Raw genomic sequence first — 22,670 nt, forward strand, 5'->3', positions numbered from 1 at the left:
CAAAGAGGGCGTGGTAAGAGAAGGAAATTTTCAGGAATGAAGACAACTCGTATCCACCCACGGCCGGTTGGGACACCCCGATCCGCTGTCCCGGCCATGACTCGAATACTGGCTGTGTGCGCACTGCTGGTGTTGCCGGTTTCCAGTCTGTCTGCCGCGGAATTTCAGGAAGGCCAGCACTACGCGCGTCTGGCAGTGCCCGTCGATACGGTGGATGCCAGCAAAGTGGAGGTCGTCGAGGTGTTCTCTTACGCCTGTATACACTGCAAGACGTTTGATCCGACCCTCGAAGAATGGCGCCTCGCACAGGCAGACGATGTGCTGTTCCGTCGCGTCCCCGCGATCTTCAATCAGACCTGGGCGCTCTTTGCCCAGGCCTTCTATACCGCGGAGCTGCTGGGTGTGACCGACAGGGTGCACACACCCATGTTCACCGCCATACATGATGAAGGCGTGGATCTTCGGGATCCGTCCCTGCTCGCGGAGCTTTTCAATCAGGCCGCCGGTGTGCCGCCAGCGGAGTTCACCCAGGTATTCAATTCCTTCGGCGTGCGCAGTCGGGTACAGCAGGCCGACGCCCACGGCCGCGCTTACGGCATCACCGGTGTACCGACACTGATTGTCGATGGACGTTTCCGGGTCGACGGCACCATGGCCGGCAATAACACCAACATGCTCCTGATTGTCGACTTCCTGGTCGAACAGCAGCGTGCAACCCGGCTCGGCGCTGGCACGCCGGTGCCTGTACCCGCCGCGCCAGGCAGTCTGGACGTCGAGTAAGCAGAGCAAAATGCCAGGCAGTCCACAGTCTGATTTTTCCAGCGCGGCTAGACTGATCGCCCGTTCACTGGAACAGTCGCCCATGCTGACCTGGGCCCGCTGGGGTGAGGAGCGTCTCGAACGCCAGCCCCGCATCAACGTGCTGCCGCATCATGAGTTTCCGTCCGGCAACCGCCGGGGTGCCGATGCACTTCTGGACGGTGCGGGTGCTTTGTCGGCCGCGGGCTCTTTATCCTCCGTCGCGGACTCTCTACCCTCCGCCGCGGGCTCTTTATCCTCCGCCGCGGGCGCTTGTCCGGCGGAGGAGCTGCGCTTCCTGACCTACAACATTCAGGTCGGCATCAAGACCACCAAATACCGTCAGTATGTGACCAAGGGCTGGAAGCACGTGCTGCCCCACGACGGTCGCAATCGCAATCTGCGTCGTATCGCCAGTGTGGTGGCCGATCATGACTTCGTGGCACTGCAGGAAGTGGATGGTGGCAGTATCCGCAGCGGCTTCATCAATCAGGTGGAGTACCTGGCGGAGCTTGCCCAGTTCCCTTACTGGTATACCCAGCTCAATCGCGATCTCGGACCCTTCGCCCAGCACGGCAACGGCCTGCTGTCGAGAATCTCACCGGCAGCAATGGAAGATCACCGCCTGCCCGGCGCCATTCCGGGCCGTGGTGCGATTCTGGTACGGCTGCCCTTTGGCGGGACCTCGGTGACGGTGGTGCTGCTGCACCTTTCCCTGGGTGAACGCTCCCGGGCCCTGCAGCTCGAGTACGTGAAGTCGCTCATCGATGGTGAGCCGAACGTGGTGATCATGGGCGACATGAACAGTCACCTAACCGATCTGCTGTTTGATTCCCCCTTAGCGGAGACTGGACTGCGACCGGCCGAAGGCGTGCATCCCACCTACCCGTCCTGGCGACCTGCACTGGCACTGGATCATGTGCTGGTCTCACCGAGCCTGCGCATCAGCGAATACAAAGTGCTGGATTGCCGCCTGTCCGACCACCGGCCCATTTCTGTCAGCCTGGCGCTGGCCGATGCACCGGTGCTGATGTAAGACTCACTCCGGGATCGGTAACAACCGATCCCACGCTGTCCCTGGTCTGTTTTCGGAGCGGATAGCGAGGCTGGGGTGGTGAGGGGGTTGCGTCGGACCTACGCTCGGGCCCTCCGGGCTTCCCTCGATTGGCGGAGTTGCCTCGCGCAAAGCCGCGAGTCAATCCACCTCACTCGGCCTCGCTCCACGGTCCGACACACCCCCTATCTCCCCCCAGCTTCACGATGGATCCGAGACAGGCCAGGAGGCCAGGTCAGCGGAGCTGCCGAGCGAGGCCCGGGGTACCAGGTCCTCGCCCACGCTCTGATCAACCTCTTCCCGAACTTCCATGCCGAACGCCACTGGCCGGCAGTGGAAAATCGGTTCGGTCGCGGGTCAGTCGCCGGCCGCGGCTGTTACCTGCGGTCGCGTGCAGGCGGTATCCAGCAGCTCGGGATAGTTCTTCCGGTACTCGCTCTGACACAGGGCGATGGTGCCTTTCACGGTTTCCACCACGAACGCACGGATGGCCTGGGCGTCTGCCTCGTTGAGGACACTGGCGAAGCTCGCCATGCCCTTGCCGGCGAAAGCGCCGCCGCGCACGATGGCGTCCCAGGACTCATGCACTGCGGCGGTGGAATAACGCAGATCGGCAACACCGCCGCCGCTCGCCGTCACTCCAGGCCCATGACAGACCGCGCAGTAGTTGTGATAAAGCGCCTGCCCGTGGGCAACCTGCTCCGGGGTGGTGGTCATGGGCGGTGGCTCAGGGATGTCGATGAAGGCCACGTTCTGCTTCGGCAGTGCCCCCTTCGCCCCCAGTTTGAAGGCCAGAATGCGGCCTTCGGCAAGTCGGTTGTCCCGGTGCCGCGGTGCACCGGAGGCCAGTGCGAAAGCGCCACCCCAGCCTGCCACCACGGCGATGTACTGTTCGCCATCGACGCTGTAGCTGATCGGCGCGGCGATGATGCCGACCTCGGCGGGAAACGCCCAGACCTTCTCGCCATTGTCTGCCCGGTAGGCGGTGAAATTGCCGTCGGAGAGACCCTGGAACAGCAGATTGCCCGCGGTGCTGAGCAGACCGCCGTTCCAGCTGGTGTCATGGGGTACACGCCATTTCTCGGTCTGGGTCACCGGATCCCAGGCCGCGAGGTGGCCTTTGACCTCCTGCAGTGCGGTGATCAGTTCATCCGGATCTGCAGAAGGAATGGTCTGGGCGAAGTCGACGCCGGTATTCCAGGTTTCCGGGTTGTACTGGAAGGCGTTGTCCTGGGCATAGCTGAAGGAAAGATCCAGCGCCGGGATGTAGACAAGGCCAGTGTCCGGGCTGTAGGTCATCGGATGCCAGTTATGGCCGCCGTAGGGGGCGGGGCGGATCTTGCGGGCGTCGTTGGCGTAATGGGCGTCCGGGTTTTCCACCGGACGTCCGGTCTCCTGATCGATGTGGGTCGCCCAGGTTACGGGCACATAGGCTTCGGCGGAGAGGAATTCGCCGGTGGTGCGGTCGAGCACATAGAAGAAGCCGTTCTTCGGCGCCTGCATGATGACCTTGCGCAGTTTTCCTTCGATCTCGATGTCGGCGAGGATCATGTGCTGGGTGGCGGTGTAGTCCCAGGTGTCGCCCGGTGTGGTCTGGTAATGCCAGACCAGCTGACCGTTGTCCGGGTTCAACGCAACAATCGAGGACACATAGAGGTTGTCGCCGCCGCCCGGGGAGCGGATGTAGCGGTTCCAGGGTGCGCCATTGCCGACGCCGATGTAGAAGAGATTCAGCTCGGGATCGTAAGCCATGGAGTCCCACACCGTGCCGCCTCCGCCGACCTCCCACCACTTGCCGCCGCGCCAGGTGGCCGCGGCCACTTCCATGGCACGGGATTCGAAACCTTCCGCCGGGTTGCCGGGCACGGTGTAAAAGCGCCAGGCCTGGGCGCCGGTTGCGGTGTCGTAGGCCGTAACATAACCGCGCACGCCGTACTCGGCGCCGCCATTACCGATGATGACCTTGTCTTTGACGATGCGCGGTGCGCCGGTGATGGTGTAGGCACGCTCCGGATCCGTGGTCTGTACTTCCCAGTCGAGTCTGCCAGTGGCGGCATCCAGGGCGATCAGACGGCCGTCGAGGGTGCCGGAGTAGACGCGGCCCTTCCACACGGCGGCACCCCGGTTGACCACATCACAGCAGGCGAACTTGCCCCACTCCCGGGGCACCTGGGGATCGTAAGACCAGAGCAGCTCGCCGGTTTTGGCATCGTGGGCCCATACCACCGACCAGGAACCGGTGGAAAACATGATGCCGTCCACCACGATCGGCGTGGCTTCGAGACCGCGGATGGTGCCGGTGTCCCAGGACCAGGCGAGGCCGAGGTCGGCAACGGTTTCGGTATTGATCTGATCCAGCGGGCTGAAACGCTGTTCGTCGTAAGTGCGGCCGTGGGATAGCCAGTTGCCCGGCTCCGCGGCGGCGGCGATGCGCCGGCCATCGAGACTGGCGGTGGCGGCTCTGATGGCGGTGGCGCGTGCTGAGTCAACGCCGGCTGCCGGGGTATCGCTGGTGGTGGCAGCAGGGGCGACGGTGCCGGTGGCTGGCGGTTCGGCCGTGTCCTGCCCGCAGGCGGTGAGCAGACCGAGCGTTACCGCGGCGGCGGTGCGCCAGGTGGCGGTCCGCCAGATGGCGGCGTGTGAGGATATGGTGGCCTGTAGAACGGCCGGATGAAAATGATTGATCAACATGAAATTCCCCCCAGGATGTGAGCGGGGAGTTTACCGGAAAACTCCCCGGTCACGCGCCACGACGCCGGGGTGGACCAGGGCTTATAGACCCGGCAAGCCTGGACTATGATCGTGCCTGACCTGAGAGATTAGAGAATCCGCTTGGCTGAATCCCGACAGGAGACCGCGCCCGATACTGAATGGCAGCTCGAAACCCAGGAATGGATCGAGGCGCTCGATGACGTGCTGGCCGGTCGCGGCCCGGACGGCGCCCGGGAGCTGCTGCGTAAACTGCAGTCACACCTGAGCCACAAGGGGCTCACCCTGACCGATGCGGCACTCAACACCCCCTACAAGAACACCATCGATCTGCGCGATCAGCCGGCCTATCCGGGCAACGTGGAACTGGAAACCTGCATCGGCAACATCATCCGCTGGAATGCGGTGGCGATGGTGCTGAAAGCCTACGACAGCGGCTCCGGTGTGGGCGGTCACATCGCCACCTATCTGTCCGCGGCGACCATGATGGAAGTCGGCTTCAATCATGTCTTCCGTGCCCGCACCACCGACTACGGCGGCGATCAGGTACATTTCCAGGCCCACACCGCCCCCGGTGTGTACGCCCGGGCCTTTCTCGAAGGTCGACTCAGTGAGCAGCAGCTGCTGAATTTCCGGCGCGAACTCGGCGCCGGCGGCGGCCTGCCCTCCTACCCGCATCCGCGACGGCTGCCCTGGTTGTGGCAGATGCCCACGGCCAGCATGGGGCTGTCGACACCGAGTGCCATCTATCAGGCGCGTTTCGCCAAGTATCTGGAGAGCCGGGGTCTGAAGCCGAAGAACGGGGGCAAGATCTGGACTTTCATCGGCGACGGCGAGGCGGACGAACCGGAGGTGCTCGGCACCATCAACATCGCCAGCAGAGAAGCGCTCGACAACCTGGTGCTGGTGGTCAACTGCAACCTGCAGCGTCTCGATGGGCCCGTGCGCGGCAACGGCAAGATCATTCAGGAGCTCGAGCGCTCATTCCGAGGTGCGGACTGGCATGTGATCAAGGTGATCTGGGGTGGCGGCTGGGATCCGATTCTGGCGCGGGACGAACACGGGGTGCTGCAGGCGCGCATGGAGCAGGCGGTGGACGGCGACTATCAGATGTACACCGTCTCCTCCGGCGACTTCGTGCGCGAACACTGGGTGGAAACCGCCCCGGAACTGCGCGAGCTGATGAAAACGCTGACCGATGAGGAAGTGCGTTCGATCAAGCGCGGCGGTCAGGACCACCAGAAAATCTATGCCGCTTTCGAACAGGCCGCCCGGGTCAGCGGCAAACCCTGTGTGGTGCTGCTGAAGACGGTGAAGGGCGACGGCCTCGGACCCGGCACCGAAGGCAGCAACACGGTGCATCAGAAAAAACAGCTCAGTCCCGAGGAGCGGCGCGATCTTGCCCGGCGCTTCGACATCCCCCTCGAGGAAGCAGCGATTGCCCGGGCAGACTTCTACCGACCCGATGAGAACTCGAAAGAACTGCGCTATCTGCTCAGCCGACGGGAAGCTCTGGGTGGTTTTCTGCCCCGCCGTGAGGTGGCCTGTCTGCACATCGAACCGCCGCCGATAGAACTGTTTGCCGACATGCTCAAGGGCAGCGAGCGGGAAGTCTCGACCACCATGGTGGTGGTGCGCCTGCTCTCGAAACTGCTGCGGGACAAAACCCTCGGTCGCTACATCGTGCCCATAGTGCCGGATGAGGCGCGCACCTTCGGCATGGACGGACTGTTTCCCCAGGCGGGCATCTACTCGCCCGCCGGACAGCAGTACCGACCGGTCGATGCAGGCAGCATCGCCCCCTACCGGGAGGCGGAAGACGGACAGATCCTCCAGGAAGGCATCTGCGAAACCGGCGCGATGGCGTCGTTTCTCGCGGCGGGTACGGCCTATGCCAATCACGGTCTGCCGATGATTCCGTTCTACATCTTCTACTCGATGTTCGGTTTCCAGCGGGTCGGCGACATGATCTGGGCCTGCGGCGACATGATGTGCAAGGGCTTCCTGCTCGGCGGCACTTCCGGCCGCACCACCCTCAATGGGGAAGGTGTGCAGCATCAGGACGGTCACTCCCATCTGGTGGCGAGCACCATCCCGAATCTGAAAAGCTACGATCCCGCGTTCGCCTTCGAGATCGCCTACATCGTGCGCGACGGTATCCGGCGCATGTATACCGACCTCGAAGATGTCTTCTATTACGTCACCGTCACCAACCAGAACAATTCGATGCCGCCGGCTCCGGAAGGGGTGGAAGAGGACCTGCTGGCCGGCATGTACTGTTTCGAGCGGGAGAGTGGCGCCACCGTGAATCTCTTCGGCAGCGGCGCCATCATGCAGGAGGTGCTGGCTGCGGCAAAACTGCTGCGCACACTCGACAAGCGGGTCAACGTATGGAGTGTGACCAGCTACAACGAGCTGACCCGGGATGGCCTGGCCTGCGAACGCGCACAGCTGCTGAGCATGGGGGGCGATGAGCGCAGCCCGAAAGTGGCGCGTCTGCTGGCCGGTGAAGACGGCGTGTTTGTCGCCGCGTCGGACTACATGAAGGCGCTGCCGCTGTCGATCGCACGCTGGGTGCCGGGCCCTTACACGGTTCTCGGCACGGACGGCTTCGGTCTGTCCGAGGACCGGCACGTGCTGCGCGACTACTTCGAAGTGTCTGCCCAGTGGATCGCGTTCGCCGCCCTGTCAACCCTCGCCCGGCACAACCGGGAGCCGCAGGGCCTGGCGCAGGATTTTGCCCGCGCCCAGGGACTGGATCTCAACAAAGGAGACCCCTTTCTGGGATGAGTGCGCACGCACAGGCCGGAAGATCAGTCCCAGGCAGCGACGCAGCGCAGACCTGCCGCCGGGTGCATGTGGTGGGCTGCCATCGCAGTGGCACCACCCTGATGATGGAGCTGCTCTGGTATGCCTACCCGTTCAGCGGACGCAGGGCGCATGAAGAAAGCGTCTTCAATCCGGCTCCGCAGGACGCACCCCTGTATCTGAGCAAGAAGCCGCCGGATACCACGCGCCTGCGCAAAGTGTTTCTCGCCGATGAGCGACTGCATGTCATCGCCCTGCAGAGAGATCCGCGCTCGGTGATCAGCAGCATCCACCCGGACAGACCCGGTGTGTATTTCTCGAGCTTCCGGCGCTGGCGGGACTATGCGGCGGCCATCGATACCCTCATCGACCACCCGCGGTTTCTGATGGTGCGTTATGAGGATCTGCTGCGGGAGCCTGCGGCCGTGCAGGCGCGGATCGAAGCGCGCTTTGCGTTTCTGCAGCCGCGGCGCGCCTTCGCGCAGTATCCGGAAGGCGCGGAAGTGCCGGAGAATGCCAGCGTGTCCATGCTCGGCGCGCGCCCCTTCGACACCACCCGCATCGACGGCTGGCGCGAGCATCTGCCGCGCATCCAGGGGGCACTGGCACAACACCCGGACCTCGCCGACGCTCTCATCCGCTACGGATACGAAAGCGACCGGTCATGGCAGGCGGCGCTGGACGGCGTTGCCCCCTATACTCAGTCGTACAAGGAAGAGGCACCCGCGCTGCCGCGGCGCTTCGAGGCAAACCTGCGCTACTGGTGGAAAACCCGGCGCTACCTCGCCCGTCTGCACGGATCCTCTGGCTGACATGAGAACGGGTTAACGATATGGGAGGCGATAAGTTACGACAATCAGGCATTGGCCGATTGACTGTTAATGCGCCAGTTACATGGATTTGAAATTCAACCAGTTCGAGATACTGACCGGTGCGGGCGCGTTTCTGCTGTGCCTGCTGTTTGTGTGTATCTTCGCCGAAGCTTCCGACATCGAAACCGAACTCGGTACCGCGGTCAGCGAGCAGGTGAGCCGGGAAAATCTCTTCTGGGCCAGTGTCGAACCCCGGGGTCAGGCCATACGTCTCACCGGTGCAGCCCCCGACTACCAGGCCAAGAAGCGGGCGGGTGAAATCGCTGCGGCAGTGACCGGGGTAATCGAAGTGGACAACGCCATCGCCATCATCGGAGAAGCCGGAACCTGTCAGCAGGAACTGGATACCTATCTGGCCCGGGAAGAAGTGACCTTCAAGAACGGCAGCGCGGATGTCGCCGAATCCAGCTTCCCGCTCCTGGGTATGCTGGCCAGCATCGCGCGCAACTGTGATACCAGACTGGAGATCGCCGGACACACGGATTCGGTGGGCGATGCCGACGTGAATCTGAAACTCAGCCAGCGCCGCGCAGACGCGGTGCGCAAGCATCTGGTGCAGCGCGGTGTGCACCCTGAGCAGCTCGAAGCCAGAGGCTACGGCGAAAGCCAGCCCATCGCCGACAACGAATCCGAATCCGGCCGCAAAACCAACCGCCGCATCGAGTTCCGGGTGATCGGAGACACCGCGTGATCTACCTGATCATGAAAATTTTTCTCTACCTGCTGCTGGCCATGGCGGCCGGTGGCGGCGCGGGCTGGCTGCTGAGAAACTTAAGCGCCATGAAGCGGGAGGAAGCGCTGAACCGTGCGTTGAGCGAAGCCCGGGCGCGGGTACCCCAGTTCGAAGCCCAGCTGCGCGCCCGGGAAGATCAGGGCAAACGCACCCGGGATGAGATGGCCACCAAGGAGCGGGTGATCGCCGAGCTCATGGAGGAAATCAAGGCCAAGGAAGACACGCTGCGGGAGCGGGATCTGCAGCTGAAGAAACTGGCCACGGTCAGACTTCCGGACAACGACGCGGAACTCGCACAGCCGCCCTTGCCACCGAGAGCGGTGGACGATCTGACCGCGGGTGACATCCTGCCGGCAGACAATCTCGACTACGCTGCCGTGTCGGATCCGTCCGAAACGCTTCCCTCCCCTGCCGATCCGGCGGAGCAGGGCGAGTCCCGGGAAACGGTACAGCGCCTGCGCGAACGTATCTCCACCCTCGAGCAGGCACTGCATGAGGCAAGAACCACGGCCGCAGACGCGGTCGCGGAAGCTGCAGCGGCCGAAGCCGAGGTGGTGAACCTCAAAGCGGAACTTGCGAAGGTGTCGGTGAGGCACTCGGCCGGTGTTGACAGAGCTGCCAACACAGCACAGGCAGCCTCAGTGAATACCTCCGACCTGGAGGCGCGGCTGCGGCAGAAGGCCGAGGATTTCGAGCGCCTGAGCCGGAATCTCGAAACCGAGAAGCGCAAGGTCACCGAACTCGAACGGGAACGCGAACTGCAGAACAAGTCGCTGCAGGTGCTGCATCAGCAGCTCGAACTCGAGCGTGAGCGGGGTGCCCGCGCGGCCAGCGGCTGATCGCTCAGGGGATTGTCTCCCCCTCCCCTTACGCCTCCCCCTCCAGCTCCCGGATCAGCGGGCGCGCAGTCCACACCAGCGCAATCACTGCCAGATAGATGGCACCGCCGAGTACGAGCGCCTGGGCCGCACCGATGCTCTGCACCAGGGAACCGAGAAACAGTCCGCCCAGGGGTACGAAGGAATAGCCCATGGTGTGGATGCCCATGACCCGGCCGCGCAGGCTGTCCGGAACCCGCAGCTGCATGACCGTCATGGAGCTGATCTGAAACACACTGCCGAAACCGGCGGCGAGAAATGCGCAGATCAGCGCGGTGACAAAACTCTGCCAGCCGGTCGCCGCTGCGAAGGCGAACAGTGCCAGCACCGAAAGAGCCGCGCTGCCGAGCATCACCCGCCCGAAGTTGCGCGTCTGTTCGACACCGCCGATGAGCAGTGTGCCGACCACGGAACCGAGACCGCCCGCCGACAGCAGCAGGCCGTAGCCGCGCTCATCGGATCCCAGCAGGTCGGCAAACACGGGCATGATCTGCACGTAGCTCAATGCGAAGAACATGCCGACAAAGGTGAGGCCGAGCAGGGTGCGAAACAGTTCCTCCTGCCAGATGAAGCGCACACCTTCGCGCAGCTGTTCCAGGGGCGAGACGGTCGCGACGGGTGCGACCTGGATGCGGATGCTGCCCATCACACAGAACATCACGAAAAAGCCCACAGCGCTGGCCGCAAAGATCGGCCAGGTGTCCCGGGCAGCCGCGATCACGATGCCACCCAGCGCGGGCATGGCCATGCGCGTGGACTGCCAGATGAACGCGTTGAGGGCGACCGCGCTCATGAAGGCACTGCGCTCGAGCAGCATGGGGAAGATCGAAGCCCGGGCCGGCCAGTCGAGACCGCTGATCAGCGACACCCCGGCGGCGATCGCCAGCACATGCCAGACCTCGACCTGACCCGAGTAGTCGAGCCAGGCCAGGATCGTCAGCAGTACGGTGGTGATCAGCGAGGTGGTCATGAGGATGCGGCGCCGGTCGAAGCGATCGGCGATGACACCGCCGAGCAGCGTCATCAGAATGTTCGGCAGGGCGGCGGCGGCGCCCAGCACCCCCAGCTGCAGGGCAGAGCCGGAGAGTTCGAAAATCAGCCAGCCCTGACCCAGGGTCACCAGCTGGGTCGCGCCCACTGAGGCGAAGGAAGCCAGCCAGTAGCGGCGAAAAAGGGGAAACGCGAGCGCCGGATAGCGCCCGGTAATGAGGTTCACTGCACTCTCCTCGACCGCTGTGTGTAGTATGCCCGGGTTGTCAGCCGACATGCACCGATCAGCGACCGTCCCGATGAGATTTGAAAGCAAAGCACAGGCCCGGCGCCACGTGTGGGATCTGCTCGAAGCGGAGCAGTTCGCGCAATCGCCGCTGCCCGCGCACGGCCGCATTCCGAACTTCGTCGGAGCAGAGGAAGCGGCTGCACGACTGTTCGAACAGTCACCCTGGCGCGAAGCGGTCACGCTGAAGATCAATCCGGATTCACCTCAGCGCGCTGTGCGGCTTATGGCGCTCGCTCGCGGGGTGCGGGTTTATGTCCCTACGCCGCGACTGACAGACGGCTTCCATCTCCTCGATCCGCAGCGCATCCCGGCCCACGCCTTCGACGCCGCGGCCACCCTGCAGAGCATGAGGGAGCATTCGATCCTGGTACCGCTGCGCGAGCTGCCGGCGTTCGATGCCATCGTCACCGGCTGTGTTGCGGTGACCGCATCCGGCAAGCGCTGCGGCAAGGGCGCCGGCTACAGCGACATTGAATTCGGCATTCTGCGGGAGCTGGGTTTCGATGCGGTGCCGGTGGCCACGACCGTGCACGAGGCCCAGATCGTGGCGGACTTTCCGGTGGAGAGCAACGACCTGCCGCTGACGCTGATCTGCACGCCCCAGCGCAGTCTGTTTGTGGCGAATCCGATGGCTGCACCCGGCGGGGTGGAATGGGAGCGGCTGAGTGCGGCGGATATCGAGCGGATGCCGCTGCTGGCCGAACTGCGTGCACTCAAGGAGGAAGCGCGATGAAAGCCCTGCACCGGAATCTGCGCCTGCTGTGTGTGCTGCTATATATAGGGGCGGCTGCTGCAGGGGCAGTCGCCGCGTCCGCTCTCGACGCATCAGCCGTTCCCGGCACTTCAGCCGTTCCCGGCAACTCGGCCGTTTCCGACACACCGACCGACACGGCGCCCATTGTGGTGGTGCTGAGCTGGGATGGCGTGCGCCACGACTACCCGGCGCTGGGCAACTACCCCGCTCTGCAGCGCATGGCCCGGGAAGGGGTGCGCGCTGGACGGCTGCTGCCGGTGTTTCCGTCTGCCACTTTTCCCGGTCATGTGTCCATGGCCACCGGCACCTACCCGGATCGGCACGGCATCGTCGACAACCGCTTCTTCGATGCTGTACGGGGCTACTACCGGGACCGCAGTGATGCGAGCTGGATCGAAGCGGAACCTGTGTGGATCGCCGCCGAGCGACAGGGCGTGCCGGCTGCGACTTATTTCTGGGTGGGTTCGGAAACGGACTGGCGCGGCAGGGGTACGCGTTATCGGATCGCGCCATACGATTCGAGTGTCAGCGAAGCGGCGAAAGCCGCGCAGATTGTGGCGTGGCTGGGCCTGCCCGAGGCGGAACGGCCGCGTCTGATCATGAGCTACTGGTCCGGCACGGACGATGTCGGACATGACCGGGGACCCGCAAGCGGCCGGCTGCCGGCGAAAATGGCGACCCAGGATGCCGCTCTGGCCGAGGTGCTGAAAGGCATAGACGCGCTCGGCCTCTGGCCGCGGACCACGCTGCTGGTGGTGAGCGACCATGGCATGACGGCGTCCGGAAAATATCTGGATGTGCAGGGCGCACTGGCAGACGCGGGGGTGGGCGCGCGAATTGCGGGCAGCGTGGTTGCGGAAGTTTACGTCGACAATCCGGAACAGGTCGGTGCTGCTGGCGCGGTGCTGAAGGCTGTGCTGGCGGAAGTCACCGGCGCCCGGGTCCATGCGCGGGAGGGAGTGCCGGCCGAGCTGCGGATATCGCATCCGCTGCGCAGTGGCGACTGGCTGGTGATCCTGCCGCCACCCTGGACCCTGTCCCGACCGGCGGGCTGGGCCGGCGTGCTCTGGTCTGCGGCCTATGCACTCGGCTGGGACTACGGCGGCCATGGCTACGACGCGCAACTGCCCGATATGGCCGGCATCTTCTTCGCGATGGGCCGTGGAGTGCCTGCAGATCTGACACTCGATGAAGTCCGTCAGATCGATCTGGCCGCGACGGTGAGCCGGCTGCTGAATATCGAACCCCCCGCGAGTTCCGAAGGCCAGCCGATGTGGCAGTGACCGGCCCAACGTATACTGGCGGGTGAACTCAACGGAATCTCTCATGGCGCACGCGCGCGTTCGGCACCTTTCCAGACCGGCACCCTCGGGGGAGATTGTGGGAATGCTCCTCGTCCTGCTCCTGGCTGCCCTGTCAGCACGACCGTTGCCGGCGCAGACCCAGGCACTGGCGCAGGCCGAGGAGATGAGCTCCGGAGATCCACTGGCGCTGGCCCGCTTCGATCCGCTGGAAGCGAGTATTGCCGAACTGCAGGTCGCCATGGGCAGCGGCCGCCTCACCGCCCGGGAGCTGGTGGACTACTATCTGGCCCGGATCGCCCGCTATGATCCCGCGCTCAATTCGATTGCCACCCTGAATCCGACCGCGCGCAGCCGGGCCGACGCCCTCGATCTCGAACGCGCGGAAAGCGGGCCCCGGGGACCGCTGCACGGCATCGTGCTGCTGGTGAAGGACAACTTCGAAACCCGCGGTATGCCGACCACGGCGGGCTCGGTGCTGTTGCATGGCTTTCAACCGGAGCAGGATGCGGAGGTGGTGAAACGCCTGCGCAGCGCGGGTGCGATCCTGCTGGGTAAAACCAACATGCACGAGTTCGCCTATGGCATCACCACGGTCGGTTCCGGCTTCGGGGTCACGCGCAATCCTTACGATGTGACCCGCAACCCCGGCGGCTCCAGTGGTGGCACTGCAGCCGCGGTGACAGCGAATTTCGCAGTCGCCGGACTCGGCACCGATACCTGTGGCTCCATCCGCATACCGGCGGCACACAACAATCTGGTGGGGCTGCGCGGCACCCAGGGTCTGGTGAGCCGCAGCGGCATCGTGCCCCTGTCACATACCCAGGACATCGCCGGACCCATTGCCCGCAGTGTCGCCGACCTCGCACTGGTGCTCGATGCGATTGCCGGATTCGACCCGAAGGATGAGCAGACGGCGGCGAGCTACGGCAATCAGCCGAAGACCTATCAGGACGCGCTGCGGGCGGGGGATCTCGCGGGCATACGCATCGGGGTGCTCGAAGACCTGCTGATCGTGGAGCCGGCTGACATGGAGGTGGCGGACGTGTTCGGCGCGGCGATGAGTGAGATGCAGTCGCTGGGTGCCACGGTCGAGCGCATCCACATCGACGGATTCGAAGCGCTGCAAAGCAGCCGCGTCGACGGCTTCTTTGTGCTGATCCACGAATTCAAAACAGACATCAACGCCTATTTCGCCAGCCACCCCAACGCGCCGGTTGCCTCCCTCGACGAGATACTGCTCAGCGGTCAGTACGACCCCGCTATCGGCGAGTCCCTGCGGCTTTCCCAGGCCATGGACGAGCGCAGCGATCAGGATTATCTCGCTGAGCTCGCCCATCGCGAGCGCTTCAGACTCGCGGTGCTTGCAGCCATGGCGAAGCAGAAACTGGATGTGCTGGCCTATCCGACCCTGCGGCGCACGGCGGCATTGATCGATGCTGCACAACCGGGCAGTAACTGCCGCTTGAGCGCCAATACCGGTCTGCCGGCGCTGTCTGTGCCTGCCGGCTTCACCCCGGCCGGCCTGCCGGTCGGACTGGAGCTGCTGGCCCGGCCCTGGCGCGAGGAGGTGCTGCTCGGTATCGGCCACGCCTACGAACGATCGACCCGACACCGGCGAGCACCGGTGCTGGGACGCACCGCTGCAAAAGCAGCGCCTGTGGAGGAAGCTCAGCATGAGTGACAGTCAGGCAACCGGCGGCCGCTGGAAACAGCGCCGCAGTTTCTGGACCTGGGGCTACGAAGCGGACGAACCGGATGAGGCTGCGCGACGCAAGGCGGCGGAGTCGGTGTCGCGCCGGTTCGGAAAGACGGTCACCCCGCCACCGATCCCGAAACTCGAAGACGTCGAATTGCGCGCATCCAGAGTGAAGATCCCCGGCGCGCTGACGGGCTTCGTGAATGATTCGCACACCGATCGCGCGCTGCATACTCACGGCGGTCACCCGCTGGAACTGCTGCGCGCGCTGCGCGGCGAATTTCCCAATCCCCCCGACGCGGTCGCGCACCCGCGCACGGAGGATGAGCTCGAAGCGGTGCTCGCCTGGTGCGACAGCAAGGGTTATGCGGTGGTGCCCTATGGCGGCGGCACCACGGTGGTGTGGGGCATCGGTTTTCCGGAAAGCGCAAAGGCGGGTGTGATCGTGGATCTCGATCATTTTCACAAGGTGCTGGAAGTGGATCCGGTGTCCCGTGCGGCGCGGATTCAGGCCGGGGTGCTGGGTCCGGATCTGGAGGATCGCCTGCGTCAGGATGGATTCACTCTGCGGCACTTCCCCCAGAGCTTTCCCTGGTCCACGGTGGGGGGCTGGGTGGCTACCCGCTCCGGCGGCCACTACGCCACCAACCACACCCACATCGACGACTTCGTGGAGAGCATCCGCGCGCTGACGCCAAAAGGCTGGTGGGAATCGCGACGCCTGCCGGGCAGCGGCGCCGGTCCGAGTCCGGACCGGCTGATGATCGGTTCGGAAGGCGTGCTCGGAGTGATCTCCGAGTGCTGGCTGCGGCTGCAGAAGCGGCCCGTGTATCGCGGCACTGCGGGCGTGGTGTTCAAGGACTGGGCCCAGGGCGCGGAAGCCACCCGGCAGGTGGTGCAGGCGAAACTCTGGCCGGCCAATCTGCGCCTCCTCGACCCGGCCGAAGCGCAGCAGAGCGCCGGCCTCGACGGCAGACAGAGTCTGCTCATCATCGGCTTCGAGTCGGCGGATGTGCCCCAGGGTGAATACATCCGGCAGGCGGTGGCCATTGCCCGCGAAGCCGGCGGACTGATTGAAGACGATGCCATACGCATCGACGACGGCAGCGGCCGTGCGACCGGTCGCGAAGGTGCGGTGGGTGCCTGGCGATCTTCCTTCATCGGCGTGAACGCAGGCCTGACCCACGGCCTGGGACTTCTCGCCGACACATTTGAAACCGCCATAACATGGGACAAGTGGCCGGCTTTCGATGCCCATGTGCGGGATCGGGTGGGCAAGGCCCTGACCGAGACCCTGGGCAAGGGCCATACACTGAGCTGCCGGTTCACCCACGTGTACCCGGATGGGCCAGCGCCTTACTACAGCTTCTCGGGCCCGGTTGCGATCGGCGGCGAACAGGAGCAGTGGCAGATCATCAAGGACGCCGCCGCCGCTGCGGTGGTGGATGCCGGCGGCACGATCACCCACCACCACGCGGTCGGCCGCATGCACCGCAAAGGCTGGCAGCAGCAGATGCCCGGTCTGCACGTGGATGCGCTGCGCGCGGTGAAGAAAACGTTCGATCCGAACGGCATTCTGAATCCGGGGGTGCTGTTCGATGTGTGACGGGGTAGCGCGGGCGACGGGGAAAACGCGACTCAACTGTCCAGCGGACTGAGCACCCCATGCCCGCCCCGGCGGATGACGTGGGTGTAGATCTCGGTGGTGCGCACATCTGAATGACCCAGCTGCTCCTGCACGGTGCGGATGTCCGCGCCGCGTTCGAGCAGGTGGGTGGCGAAGGAATGCCGCAGGGAGTGGCAGGAAGCGGGTTTGGAAATACCGGATTGGCGCAGCGCGGTGGTGAATGCACGCTGCACCGTGCGCTCACCCAGGTGATGACGTCGCTGAGCATCTGAGCGCGGATCCATGCTGACCTGCGCTGCGGGAAACAGATACTGCCAGCCCCACTCCTTAGCCGCAGCAGGATACTTCCGGTCCAAAGCGTAGGGCAGATAGACGCCGCTCCAATGCGGGTTCGCGGCATCTTCTTCGTAGATAAGACGCACCTTGCGGAGCTGCCGATCGATTTCCGGCAGAAGGGGTTCAGCCAGTGTGGTGATGCGCTGCTTCTGGCCCTTGCCATCGCGAACCAGCAGACTGAGCCGCTCCTGATCGACGTCGTGTACCCGCAATCGCACCACCTCCATCACCCTGAGGCCGGAGCCGTACATGAGACGGGCACAGAGACGGGCCGCACCGTTGAGCCCGTCGAAGATGCTCGCGAGTTCATCCCGGCTGAGGACCACCGGCAATTTGCGACCTTTTGCCGCCAGCCGAAAACCCGAGAAATCTATCGCCTGGCGACGCAGGACCCGCGCGTAGAGAAACACCAGTGCATTCAACGCGGAGCGCTGGGTGTTAGGCGCAACCTTGCGCTCCACGGCCAGATGGGTGAGAAATGCACGGACATCCGAGTCGTTCAGCTCCGCAGGATGCCGCATCCTGTGGAAACGTATGAACTTCTGTATCCAGAAGACATAGGCGTCTTCGGTGCGAATACTGTAGTACCGTGCCCGAATCTCAGACCGCACCTGATCGAGCAGTTTCATCGCAAACCTTCCGTGCGAAAAACTGTTGGATTAGTATCGGGACGATGAACAACAAACCTACCAGCGAAAAACCCTTTGCGCGGTAGGACAAAGCCCACACGAACCGACAAACTGAAGCCAAATCAGGGGGTTGAGTGAAACTTGAAGAATTGCTCCCGCGAATATACGACAGCCTGACGTGTTTTAACGCGACAGCTTGTCGTCTACTTAGCTGTTAGGCGTCACCGTTCAGCGTGAACCAGTCAACTGTCTCCTGGATTACAACGCCGAGCATTACCCGTGATGGCATCGCGATTGGTATCTTCTGGGGGCTTGCATCTCTGCTGATGCTCTTCGTTTCTCGGAGTCAGATGTTGCCAGACCTATTGATCTTCTCCGGTTCATTGGTCTCCGTGGTACTCATTACCTTTCTACATACCTACAACAGCGAGTACACAGTTTTCCGTATTCTGATTCTCTATGCTATTGCCGGGGCCACATGGATTGTGGCCTATATGGCCGTGCTAACAATCGCCTTCGATGGATGGAGAGATGGAGGAGCCATGACCTTTATGATGGTGGCTTACCTCGGACGTGGTGTAGCAGTACTCTTCCTATTTGCGATTGCTTTCGGTGTTATTGTGAGGTTCCTACGTGCGAGGAAACGGATGTGACGCCTAACCAGGCGATGAATCGGACCTCCCTATCCGTCACTTCTTTTGCTTGCGCAAAAGAATCGCCGGCTACGGTCGGCCGCTTATCGCGGCGTTAGGCGTCATGCAGCGTATCCACCCGATATCCGATTATCCTATGCACATAGCGACCGTTGCCCAATGGCACTGGGACGAATGGGGACATGCTGATCCTCAAGGTTCCCTCGCGGCTTGGACAAACGCTCTTGAAATCAAGACGGAGATCGACATCATTCCAACAACATTTGTTGCGCTAGGTGATGACGATGAGCCCATTGGCTCAGTGTCTCTTGTCGAATCTGATATGTCCGCGCATCCGGAGCTTACTCCATGGGTCGCGGGACTCTTTGTAATCCCAGCTCGACGAGGGTGCGGCATTGGAGTCGCCCTGATGGAACATGCAGTAGCTGCCGCAGCTCAGATGGGAGTTCCCGAGCTCTATCTCCACACTTCTGCAGCGACAGAGTTGTACATGCGTCTCGGTTGGAAAAAGCTCTTCCGAGAGCGCTATGAGGGAGAGATGGTGGATGTCATGCACTATTACGTTTAGATTCACATTTGAATTGCGACGGCTGACGCCTAACCAGAAGATGAATCGGACGCTTGACCGCGACCTCCTTTCGCTGCCGCTCCAGTCGGCCGCCCTCAAGCGCCGCTTATCTCGGCGTTAGGCGACAGATGAGCGCTATGGTGAAGATCAAGAGAGCAGAACCTGGCGACTCCGTGAAACTACTGCCTCTGGTCGCGGCATATTGGGAATACGAGTCTATCTCTGGTTTCGACCAATCACGGGTCGGCCCGCCGCTGGAGAGACTTCTTGCGACGCCCGGACTTGGAGCGGGCTGGATAGCTTATCAAGACAAAGTTGCTATCGGTTACTTGCTTTCGGTGTACGTCTTCAGTTTGGAGCATCTGGGACTCACTGCGGAGATCGATGAGTTTTTCGTTCTACCTTTCGGGCGATCATCAGGGGTTGGCTCCGAGTTGCTCGGCGCCGCAGAATCAGAGTTCGTCCGTATTGGCTGTACGAACGTGTCATTGCAGTTGTCGCGAGCAAACGATGCAGCGCGCAGGTTCTATCGCAGGTCCGGATTTGCAGAGAGATCCGGTTATGATCTACTCGATAAGATGCTGCATGCTGATTAAGCTCCCTATCAAAATGAAGCGTCTGACGCCTAACCAGGAGCTGAAGCGAACGCTTGACTGCAACCTCCTTTCGCCGCCGCTCCAGTCGGCTGCCGTCAAGCGTCGCTTAGCTCGGCGTTAGGCGTCATAGGTGACCCGAATCGAAATAGAACTTCACTCAGCGGAAGACTCCGACCTCGAGGCGTTACTCGGCGATAGACTTTATGAATTCAATGTTGAGGCAACCGGATTTACCGACGGTGAAGTTCTATTCTGTAGTTCACGTGATAAAGATGGAGCCATAGTTGCTGGTCTTTCCGGTCATACCTGGGGTGGTACTTGCGAGATCAAGCAAGTCTGGGTTCATGAGAAACTACGAGGCCAGGGAGTAGGAAGTGAACTCATGCGGTGCGCCGAGGCTGAAGCGATCCGCAGAAAGTGCACGCAAATTGTCCTCACCACTCACAGCTTCCAAGCAACGGAGTTCTACGAGAAGTTGGGATTCAAAGAATTAGCGATAGTCCCCGAATATCCAAAAGGGTACAAGAACGTCCTGTACATCAAGCAACTACAGTTTCGAAACGACGATGATTAGATCCGAATATGATCGACGACGACTGACGCCTAACCAGGAGATGAATCGGACGCTTGACCGCGGACTCTTTTCGATGCCGCTCCAGTCAGCCGCCCTCAAGCGCCGCTTATCTCGGCGTTAGACGTCAGCCGTTCAACTAGCGGAGGGAAGGACCACCTAATGAGCAACCGAAGAGGATCAGGGCCGAATGAATGGATCCGCAAACAGAAGCTCATCAGCCGGAGTGAGCAGCAGTGGCTAGACGTCGCCCTACAGAGCCTGCGAAAGGCTGAGAAGGGAGATGTGAGGTTTGCAACGGCGTTGGTGCGTGAGTTTTCATTAGTGTTTATGCCGACTTCGCTAGTTGTCTGGTATGAGACGTTTGGCCCGATGCGATGGAAAGATTCATCCTCGTCGTTCGAGTATCTCGAAGACAGAAACACCGAATCTGAGTTGGCGAGAGACAGCCCATTCGCGTTGGTAGAGGGCCAGCCTACGATCCGTGTCTCCACGAAGAACACACGTGACCGACAGCGTAAGAACCTAGCTTTCAAATCGCGCGGTATAGCGACCGACGCGCAGATCAGCGCAGCCATCAGAGTGGAATCAGATAGACGCGCTATGTATGTCAAGCCGGCGAAGAGAAAACGAGGATAGAGGCTACTGTGAGAGTAGAAAATCGTGACGTCTAGGTTCACAGTTGAAGTACAACGGCTGACGCCTAACCAGGAGATGAAGCGGACGCTTGACCGCGGCCTCCTTTCGCTACCGCTCCAGTCGGCCGCCCTCAAGCGCCGCTTATCTCGGCGTTAGGCGTCTGCGTGCGAACCGCTTTCGCGACTGCACTATTCGTTCTGCTGGCCTTCGACGTTGGAGCAATTGAACCACGACACTGTGAGATCGCCTTGGAGGAACGAAACGCGACAGAATCCGAGTACGAGATTGAGTACGTTGTGGAGGGAGCTGAGCTTGGATTGATTCTTAGAGTTTCGAATTCTCTAGACTCAGTCCCCCTCAGCTCTGTTCTCCTGACTAGAACGGTAAAGGACCAGATGGTGTTAGCAGTGCCGTTGTCACATCGGCAGATAGATGAAGAGAGTAGCGAAGTCAACGTTCTAATAGTAAACAGTGACGATCTGCCGTCCTATCGATTCAATGTAGGCTATGTCGAAAGGTGCCGGCGGATTCACCTTTCAATCGAGGCTTCAGACCATGATGCTTAGATTTGTCTCTGTAGCACGACGACCGACGCCTAACAAGACGATGAAGCGGACAGGCTTACCTGTCATTTCTTTTGCTTGCGCAAAAAAATCGCCAGGCAGCGCCTGCCGCTTATCGCGGCGTTAGGCGTCACTAGAAAGGCGTGATCCAAGTGGACAGTTGGCGTGAATAGACTTAATCAGTGGCTAACGCTCCTCGCCAACTTTGGCGTACTGGTCGGAATTGGATTTCTGGCGATCGAGATCCGACAGAACACCGACATGATGAAAGCCCAGATCCGTGATTCGATGTCTGAAAAACAGATGCTTGGCTCTGAGTGGATGGGTACAAACGAATACGCGGCGGATATCTACGTGAGGGGAGTCGCAGGCTTGCTAGAACCAGGAACTAAAGAGTACGCATCCTTTTCGTTTCTCTTAGCTGGCATATGGAGAGAATGGGAGAATTCTCACTATCAATACGAAAGAGGACTCTACGAATCCAGTGAGTTTGAACCCCGGATAGGTCGATGGAGGTACAACATGCGCTCAGTTGCTGTTCGTGAACTATGGATACAAACGAAGGGGACCTATTCACCAGCGTTTAGAGAGCGATTGGACGAAATTGTAAGAATGATCGAAGAAGAGGAGACAGATACGTGACGCCTAACAAGGCAATGAAGTGGACGCTTGACCGCGACCTCCTTTCGCTGCCGCTCCAGTCGGCCGCCCTCAAGCGCCGCTTATCGCGGCGTTAGGCGTCATCGCGAAGTCCCTAGAAAAACTCGCCCCTATCGGAGCAAACTTGGCGCATTACATAGACGGATTCGTTTTACCCATTTCTCGCCGCAGCCTCGACGAATATAGACGTCTTGTTGAGCCGACTGGGGAGATTTGGAGGGAACACGGCGCCCTTGATTACAGGGAATATGTCAGCGAGAGTTCGATGCTTGAGGGGACGCGCTCGTTCACCGAGTTATCAGGCGCAACCGGGGATGAGGTAGTGATTTTCGGATGGGTGGAGTTTGAATCTCGCGAAGCTCGTGATCGGATAAACGCAAAGGTCGCGGCTGATCCTAGAATGACGGAATTGATTGAATCATCTAGTTCAGGGTTTGATGCAAAACGGATGGCGTATGGTGGTTTCCGGGAATTTGTTTTGTCATCTGTCGACGCTCGACGAGGGTCAGGTGACGAGTGACGCCTAACAAATCGATGAAGCGGACCTCCCTAACTGTCACTTTCTTTGCATTCGCAAAGAAAGCGCCAGCGGCGGTCGGCCGCTTATCGTGGCGTTAGGCGTCAGCGCCGACAAATCTATTCGAAGGTGTCCTGCTCTCCGACCGTTGGTAGATGATCCTTTCCTAGCCGATATGTTCTCATGCTTTGCGGTCGCTCTAAGAAACTTCCTGGAGATAGCCGCAAGTTGCTGCTATTCCCGGCTAAGATTCTGCGAGATTCCCAGATCGGATAGATCTAGAGTTGTTGTTCTGGCTCCCCCGCCGATCTCGTTCCTAGATTCTGTCCAGCTACCTGATCGATGGAGTTCGCGTAGTTGAGTTCAGAATCGCTCTCAGGGGAGCTGGTAGGTTTCCTGGGTCCAGATCGGGAAGAGTGCAATCGT

Annotated in this window: 19 protein-coding genes; 16 read left to right on the top strand and 3 right to left on the bottom strand. The window is 61.6% G+C overall.

The window, feature by feature from the left end; genetic code table 11:
* Window positions 1–96: 96 nt before the first annotated feature.
* Together R3E82_23110 and R3E82_23115 are read left to right on the top strand one after the other, a co-directional pair.
* Window positions 97–780: a thiol:disulfide interchange protein DsbA/DsbL gene (locus R3E82_23110; GenBank protein ID MEZ5553785.1), complete on the top strand. Its 684-nt coding sequence runs from the start codon at window positions 97–99 to the stop codon at window positions 778–780.
* Between the two features lie 10 nt (window positions 781–790).
* Complete coding sequence (locus R3E82_23115; protein ID MEZ5553786.1) at window positions 791–1,834, top strand: endonuclease/exonuclease/phosphatase family protein; 1,044 nt, start codon at window positions 791–793, stop codon at window positions 1,832–1,834.
* 375 nt (window positions 1,835–2,209) lie between these two features.
* On the opposite strand, the gene R3E82_23120 is transcribed toward R3E82_23115, so the two are convergent.
* The gene (locus R3E82_23120) at window positions 2,210–4,543 is read right to left on the bottom strand and encodes a PQQ-dependent dehydrogenase, methanol/ethanol family (protein MEZ5553787.1); all 2,334 of its coding nucleotides are present in this window, start codon (window positions 4,541–4,543) and stop codon (window positions 2,210–2,212) included.
* A gap of 141 nt (window positions 4,544–4,684) precedes the next feature.
* Between R3E82_23120 and aceE the strand changes: the two genes are divergently transcribed.
* From aceE to R3E82_23140, 4 genes are all read left to right on the top strand, one after another.
* Window positions 4,685–7,351, top strand: coding sequence for a pyruvate dehydrogenase (acetyl-transferring), homodimeric type (gene aceE / locus R3E82_23125; protein MEZ5553788.1), 2,667 nt, complete (start codon window positions 4,685–4,687; stop codon window positions 7,349–7,351).
* Window positions 7,348–8,181 (top strand): hypothetical protein, encoded by an 834-nt coding sequence (locus R3E82_23130; GenBank protein ID MEZ5553789.1) that lies wholly within the window; start codon window positions 7,348–7,350, stop codon window positions 8,179–8,181. Before aceE ends, R3E82_23130 begins: the two co-directional genes overlap by 4 nt.
* Before the next feature lie 82 nt (window positions 8,182–8,263).
* Window positions 8,264–8,932 (top strand): OmpA family protein, encoded by a 669-nt coding sequence (locus R3E82_23135; protein MEZ5553790.1) that lies wholly within the window; start codon window positions 8,264–8,266, stop codon window positions 8,930–8,932.
* Complete coding sequence (locus R3E82_23140) at window positions 8,929–9,813, top strand: hypothetical protein (GenBank protein MEZ5553791.1); 885 nt, start codon at window positions 8,929–8,931, stop codon at window positions 9,811–9,813. Before R3E82_23135 ends, R3E82_23140 begins: the two co-directional genes overlap by 4 nt.
* A gap of 28 nt (window positions 9,814–9,841) precedes the next feature.
* Here the strand turns inward: R3E82_23140 and R3E82_23145 are convergent, their stop codons facing one another.
* Window positions 9,842–11,068 carry an MFS transporter gene (locus R3E82_23145; GenBank protein ID MEZ5553792.1) on the bottom strand — a complete coding sequence of 409 codons (1,227 nt, stop codon included), beginning with the start codon at window positions 11,066–11,068 and terminating at the stop codon, window positions 9,842–9,844.
* A gap of 73 nt (window positions 11,069–11,141) precedes the next feature.
* On the opposite strand from R3E82_23145, the gene R3E82_23150 reads away from it, so the two are divergent.
* The 4 genes from R3E82_23150 to R3E82_23165 all read left to right on the top strand — a co-directional run bounded on the left by R3E82_23150 (window position 11,142) and on the right by R3E82_23165 (window position 16,491).
* Window positions 11,142–11,864 (top strand): 5-formyltetrahydrofolate cyclo-ligase, encoded by a 723-nt coding sequence (locus R3E82_23150; protein MEZ5553793.1) that lies wholly within the window; start codon window positions 11,142–11,144, stop codon window positions 11,862–11,864.
* A complete protein-coding gene (locus R3E82_23155) occupies window positions 11,861–13,168 on the top strand; it encodes an ectonucleotide pyrophosphatase/phosphodiesterase (protein ID MEZ5553794.1) in 1,308 nt (435 codons plus the stop codon). The genes R3E82_23150 and R3E82_23155 overlap by 4 nt, the downstream gene beginning before the upstream one ends.
* Before the next feature lie 103 nt (window positions 13,169–13,271).
* Window positions 13,272–14,870 (top strand): amidase, encoded by a 1,599-nt coding sequence (locus R3E82_23160; protein ID MEZ5553795.1) that lies wholly within the window; start codon window positions 13,272–13,274, stop codon window positions 14,868–14,870.
* Window positions 14,863–16,491 (top strand): FAD-binding oxidoreductase, encoded by a 1,629-nt coding sequence (locus R3E82_23165; GenBank protein ID MEZ5553796.1) that lies wholly within the window; start codon window positions 14,863–14,865, stop codon window positions 16,489–16,491. The genes R3E82_23160 and R3E82_23165 overlap by 8 nt, the downstream gene beginning before the upstream one ends.
* A 32-nt stretch (window positions 16,492–16,523) precedes the next feature.
* Here the strand turns inward: R3E82_23165 and R3E82_23170 are convergent, their stop codons facing one another.
* Window positions 16,524–17,477, bottom strand: a complete 954-nt coding sequence (locus R3E82_23170) for an integron integrase (GenBank protein MEZ5553797.1) — start codon at window positions 17,475–17,477, stop codon at window positions 16,524–16,526.
* A 233-nt stretch (window positions 17,478–17,710) separates the two neighbouring features.
* Between R3E82_23170 and R3E82_23175 the strand changes: the two genes are divergently transcribed.
* The 6 genes from R3E82_23175 (at window position 17,711) to R3E82_23200 (ending at window position 22,247) form a co-directional block, all read left to right on the top strand.
* On the top strand, window positions 17,711–18,130 hold the full coding sequence (locus tag R3E82_23175; GenBank protein MEZ5553798.1) for a hypothetical protein: 420 nt from the start codon (window positions 17,711–17,713) through the stop codon (window positions 18,128–18,130).
* 103 nt (window positions 18,131–18,233) lie between these two features.
* Window positions 18,234–18,698 (top strand): GNAT family N-acetyltransferase, encoded by a 465-nt coding sequence (locus R3E82_23180; GenBank protein ID MEZ5553799.1) that lies wholly within the window; start codon window positions 18,234–18,236, stop codon window positions 18,696–18,698.
* Between the two features lie 128 nt (window positions 18,699–18,826).
* On the top strand, window positions 18,827–19,294 hold the full coding sequence (locus tag R3E82_23185; protein MEZ5553800.1) for a GNAT family N-acetyltransferase: 468 nt from the start codon (window positions 18,827–18,829) through the stop codon (window positions 19,292–19,294).
* 130 nt (window positions 19,295–19,424) lie between these two features.
* Window positions 19,425–19,868, top strand: coding sequence for a GNAT family N-acetyltransferase (locus tag R3E82_23190; protein MEZ5553801.1), 444 nt, complete (start codon window positions 19,425–19,427; stop codon window positions 19,866–19,868).
* Between the two features lie 1,364 nt (window positions 19,869–21,232).
* Window positions 21,233–21,709 (top strand): hypothetical protein, encoded by a 477-nt coding sequence (locus R3E82_23195; protein ID MEZ5553802.1) that lies wholly within the window; start codon window positions 21,233–21,235, stop codon window positions 21,707–21,709.
* A 142-nt stretch (window positions 21,710–21,851) separates the two neighbouring features.
* Window positions 21,852–22,247 carry a DUF1428 family protein gene (locus tag R3E82_23200; GenBank protein MEZ5553803.1) on the top strand — a complete coding sequence of 132 codons (396 nt, stop codon included), beginning with the start codon at window positions 21,852–21,854 and terminating at the stop codon, window positions 22,245–22,247.
* Window positions 22,248–22,670: the final 423 nt, after the last annotated feature.

Source organism: Pseudomonadales bacterium (assembly GCA_041395945.1).
Classification (GTDB): Bacteria; Pseudomonadota; Gammaproteobacteria; order Pseudomonadales; family Azotimanducaceae; genus SZUA-309.

Coding starts and splice junctions, on each gene's coding strand:
- R3E82_23115 (MEZ5553786.1), top strand. CDS start 791: ATGCCAGGCAGTCCACAGTCTGATTTTTCCAGCGCGGCTAGACTGATC.
- R3E82_23160 (MEZ5553795.1), top strand. CDS start 13,272: ATGCTCCTCGTCCTGCTCCTGGCTGCCCTGTCAGCACGACCGTTGCCG.
- R3E82_23185 (MEZ5553800.1), top strand. CDS start 18,827: ATGAGCGCTATGGTGAAGATCAAGAGAGCAGAACCTGGCGACTCCGTG.
- R3E82_23170 (MEZ5553797.1), bottom strand. CDS start 17,477: ATGAAACTGCTCGATCAGGTGCGGTCTGAGATTCGGGCACGGTACTAC.
- R3E82_23150 (MEZ5553793.1), top strand. CDS start 11,142: ATGAGATTTGAAAGCAAAGCACAGGCCCGGCGCCACGTGTGGGATCTG.
- R3E82_23155 (MEZ5553794.1), top strand. CDS start 11,861: ATGAAAGCCCTGCACCGGAATCTGCGCCTGCTGTGTGTGCTGCTATAT.
- R3E82_23120 (MEZ5553787.1), bottom strand. CDS start 4,543: ATGTTGATCAATCATTTTCATCCGGCCGTTCTACAGGCCACCATATCC.
- R3E82_23135 (MEZ5553790.1), top strand. CDS start 8,264: ATGGATTTGAAATTCAACCAGTTCGAGATACTGACCGGTGCGGGCGCG.
- R3E82_23130 (MEZ5553789.1), top strand. CDS start 7,348: ATGAGTGCGCACGCACAGGCCGGAAGATCAGTCCCAGGCAGCGACGCA.
- R3E82_23110 (MEZ5553785.1), top strand. CDS start 97: ATGACTCGAATACTGGCTGTGTGCGCACTGCTGGTGTTGCCGGTTTCC.
- R3E82_23165 (MEZ5553796.1), top strand. CDS start 14,863: ATGAGTGACAGTCAGGCAACCGGCGGCCGCTGGAAACAGCGCCGCAGT.
- R3E82_23180 (MEZ5553799.1), top strand. CDS start 18,234: ATGCAGCGTATCCACCCGATATCCGATTATCCTATGCACATAGCGACC.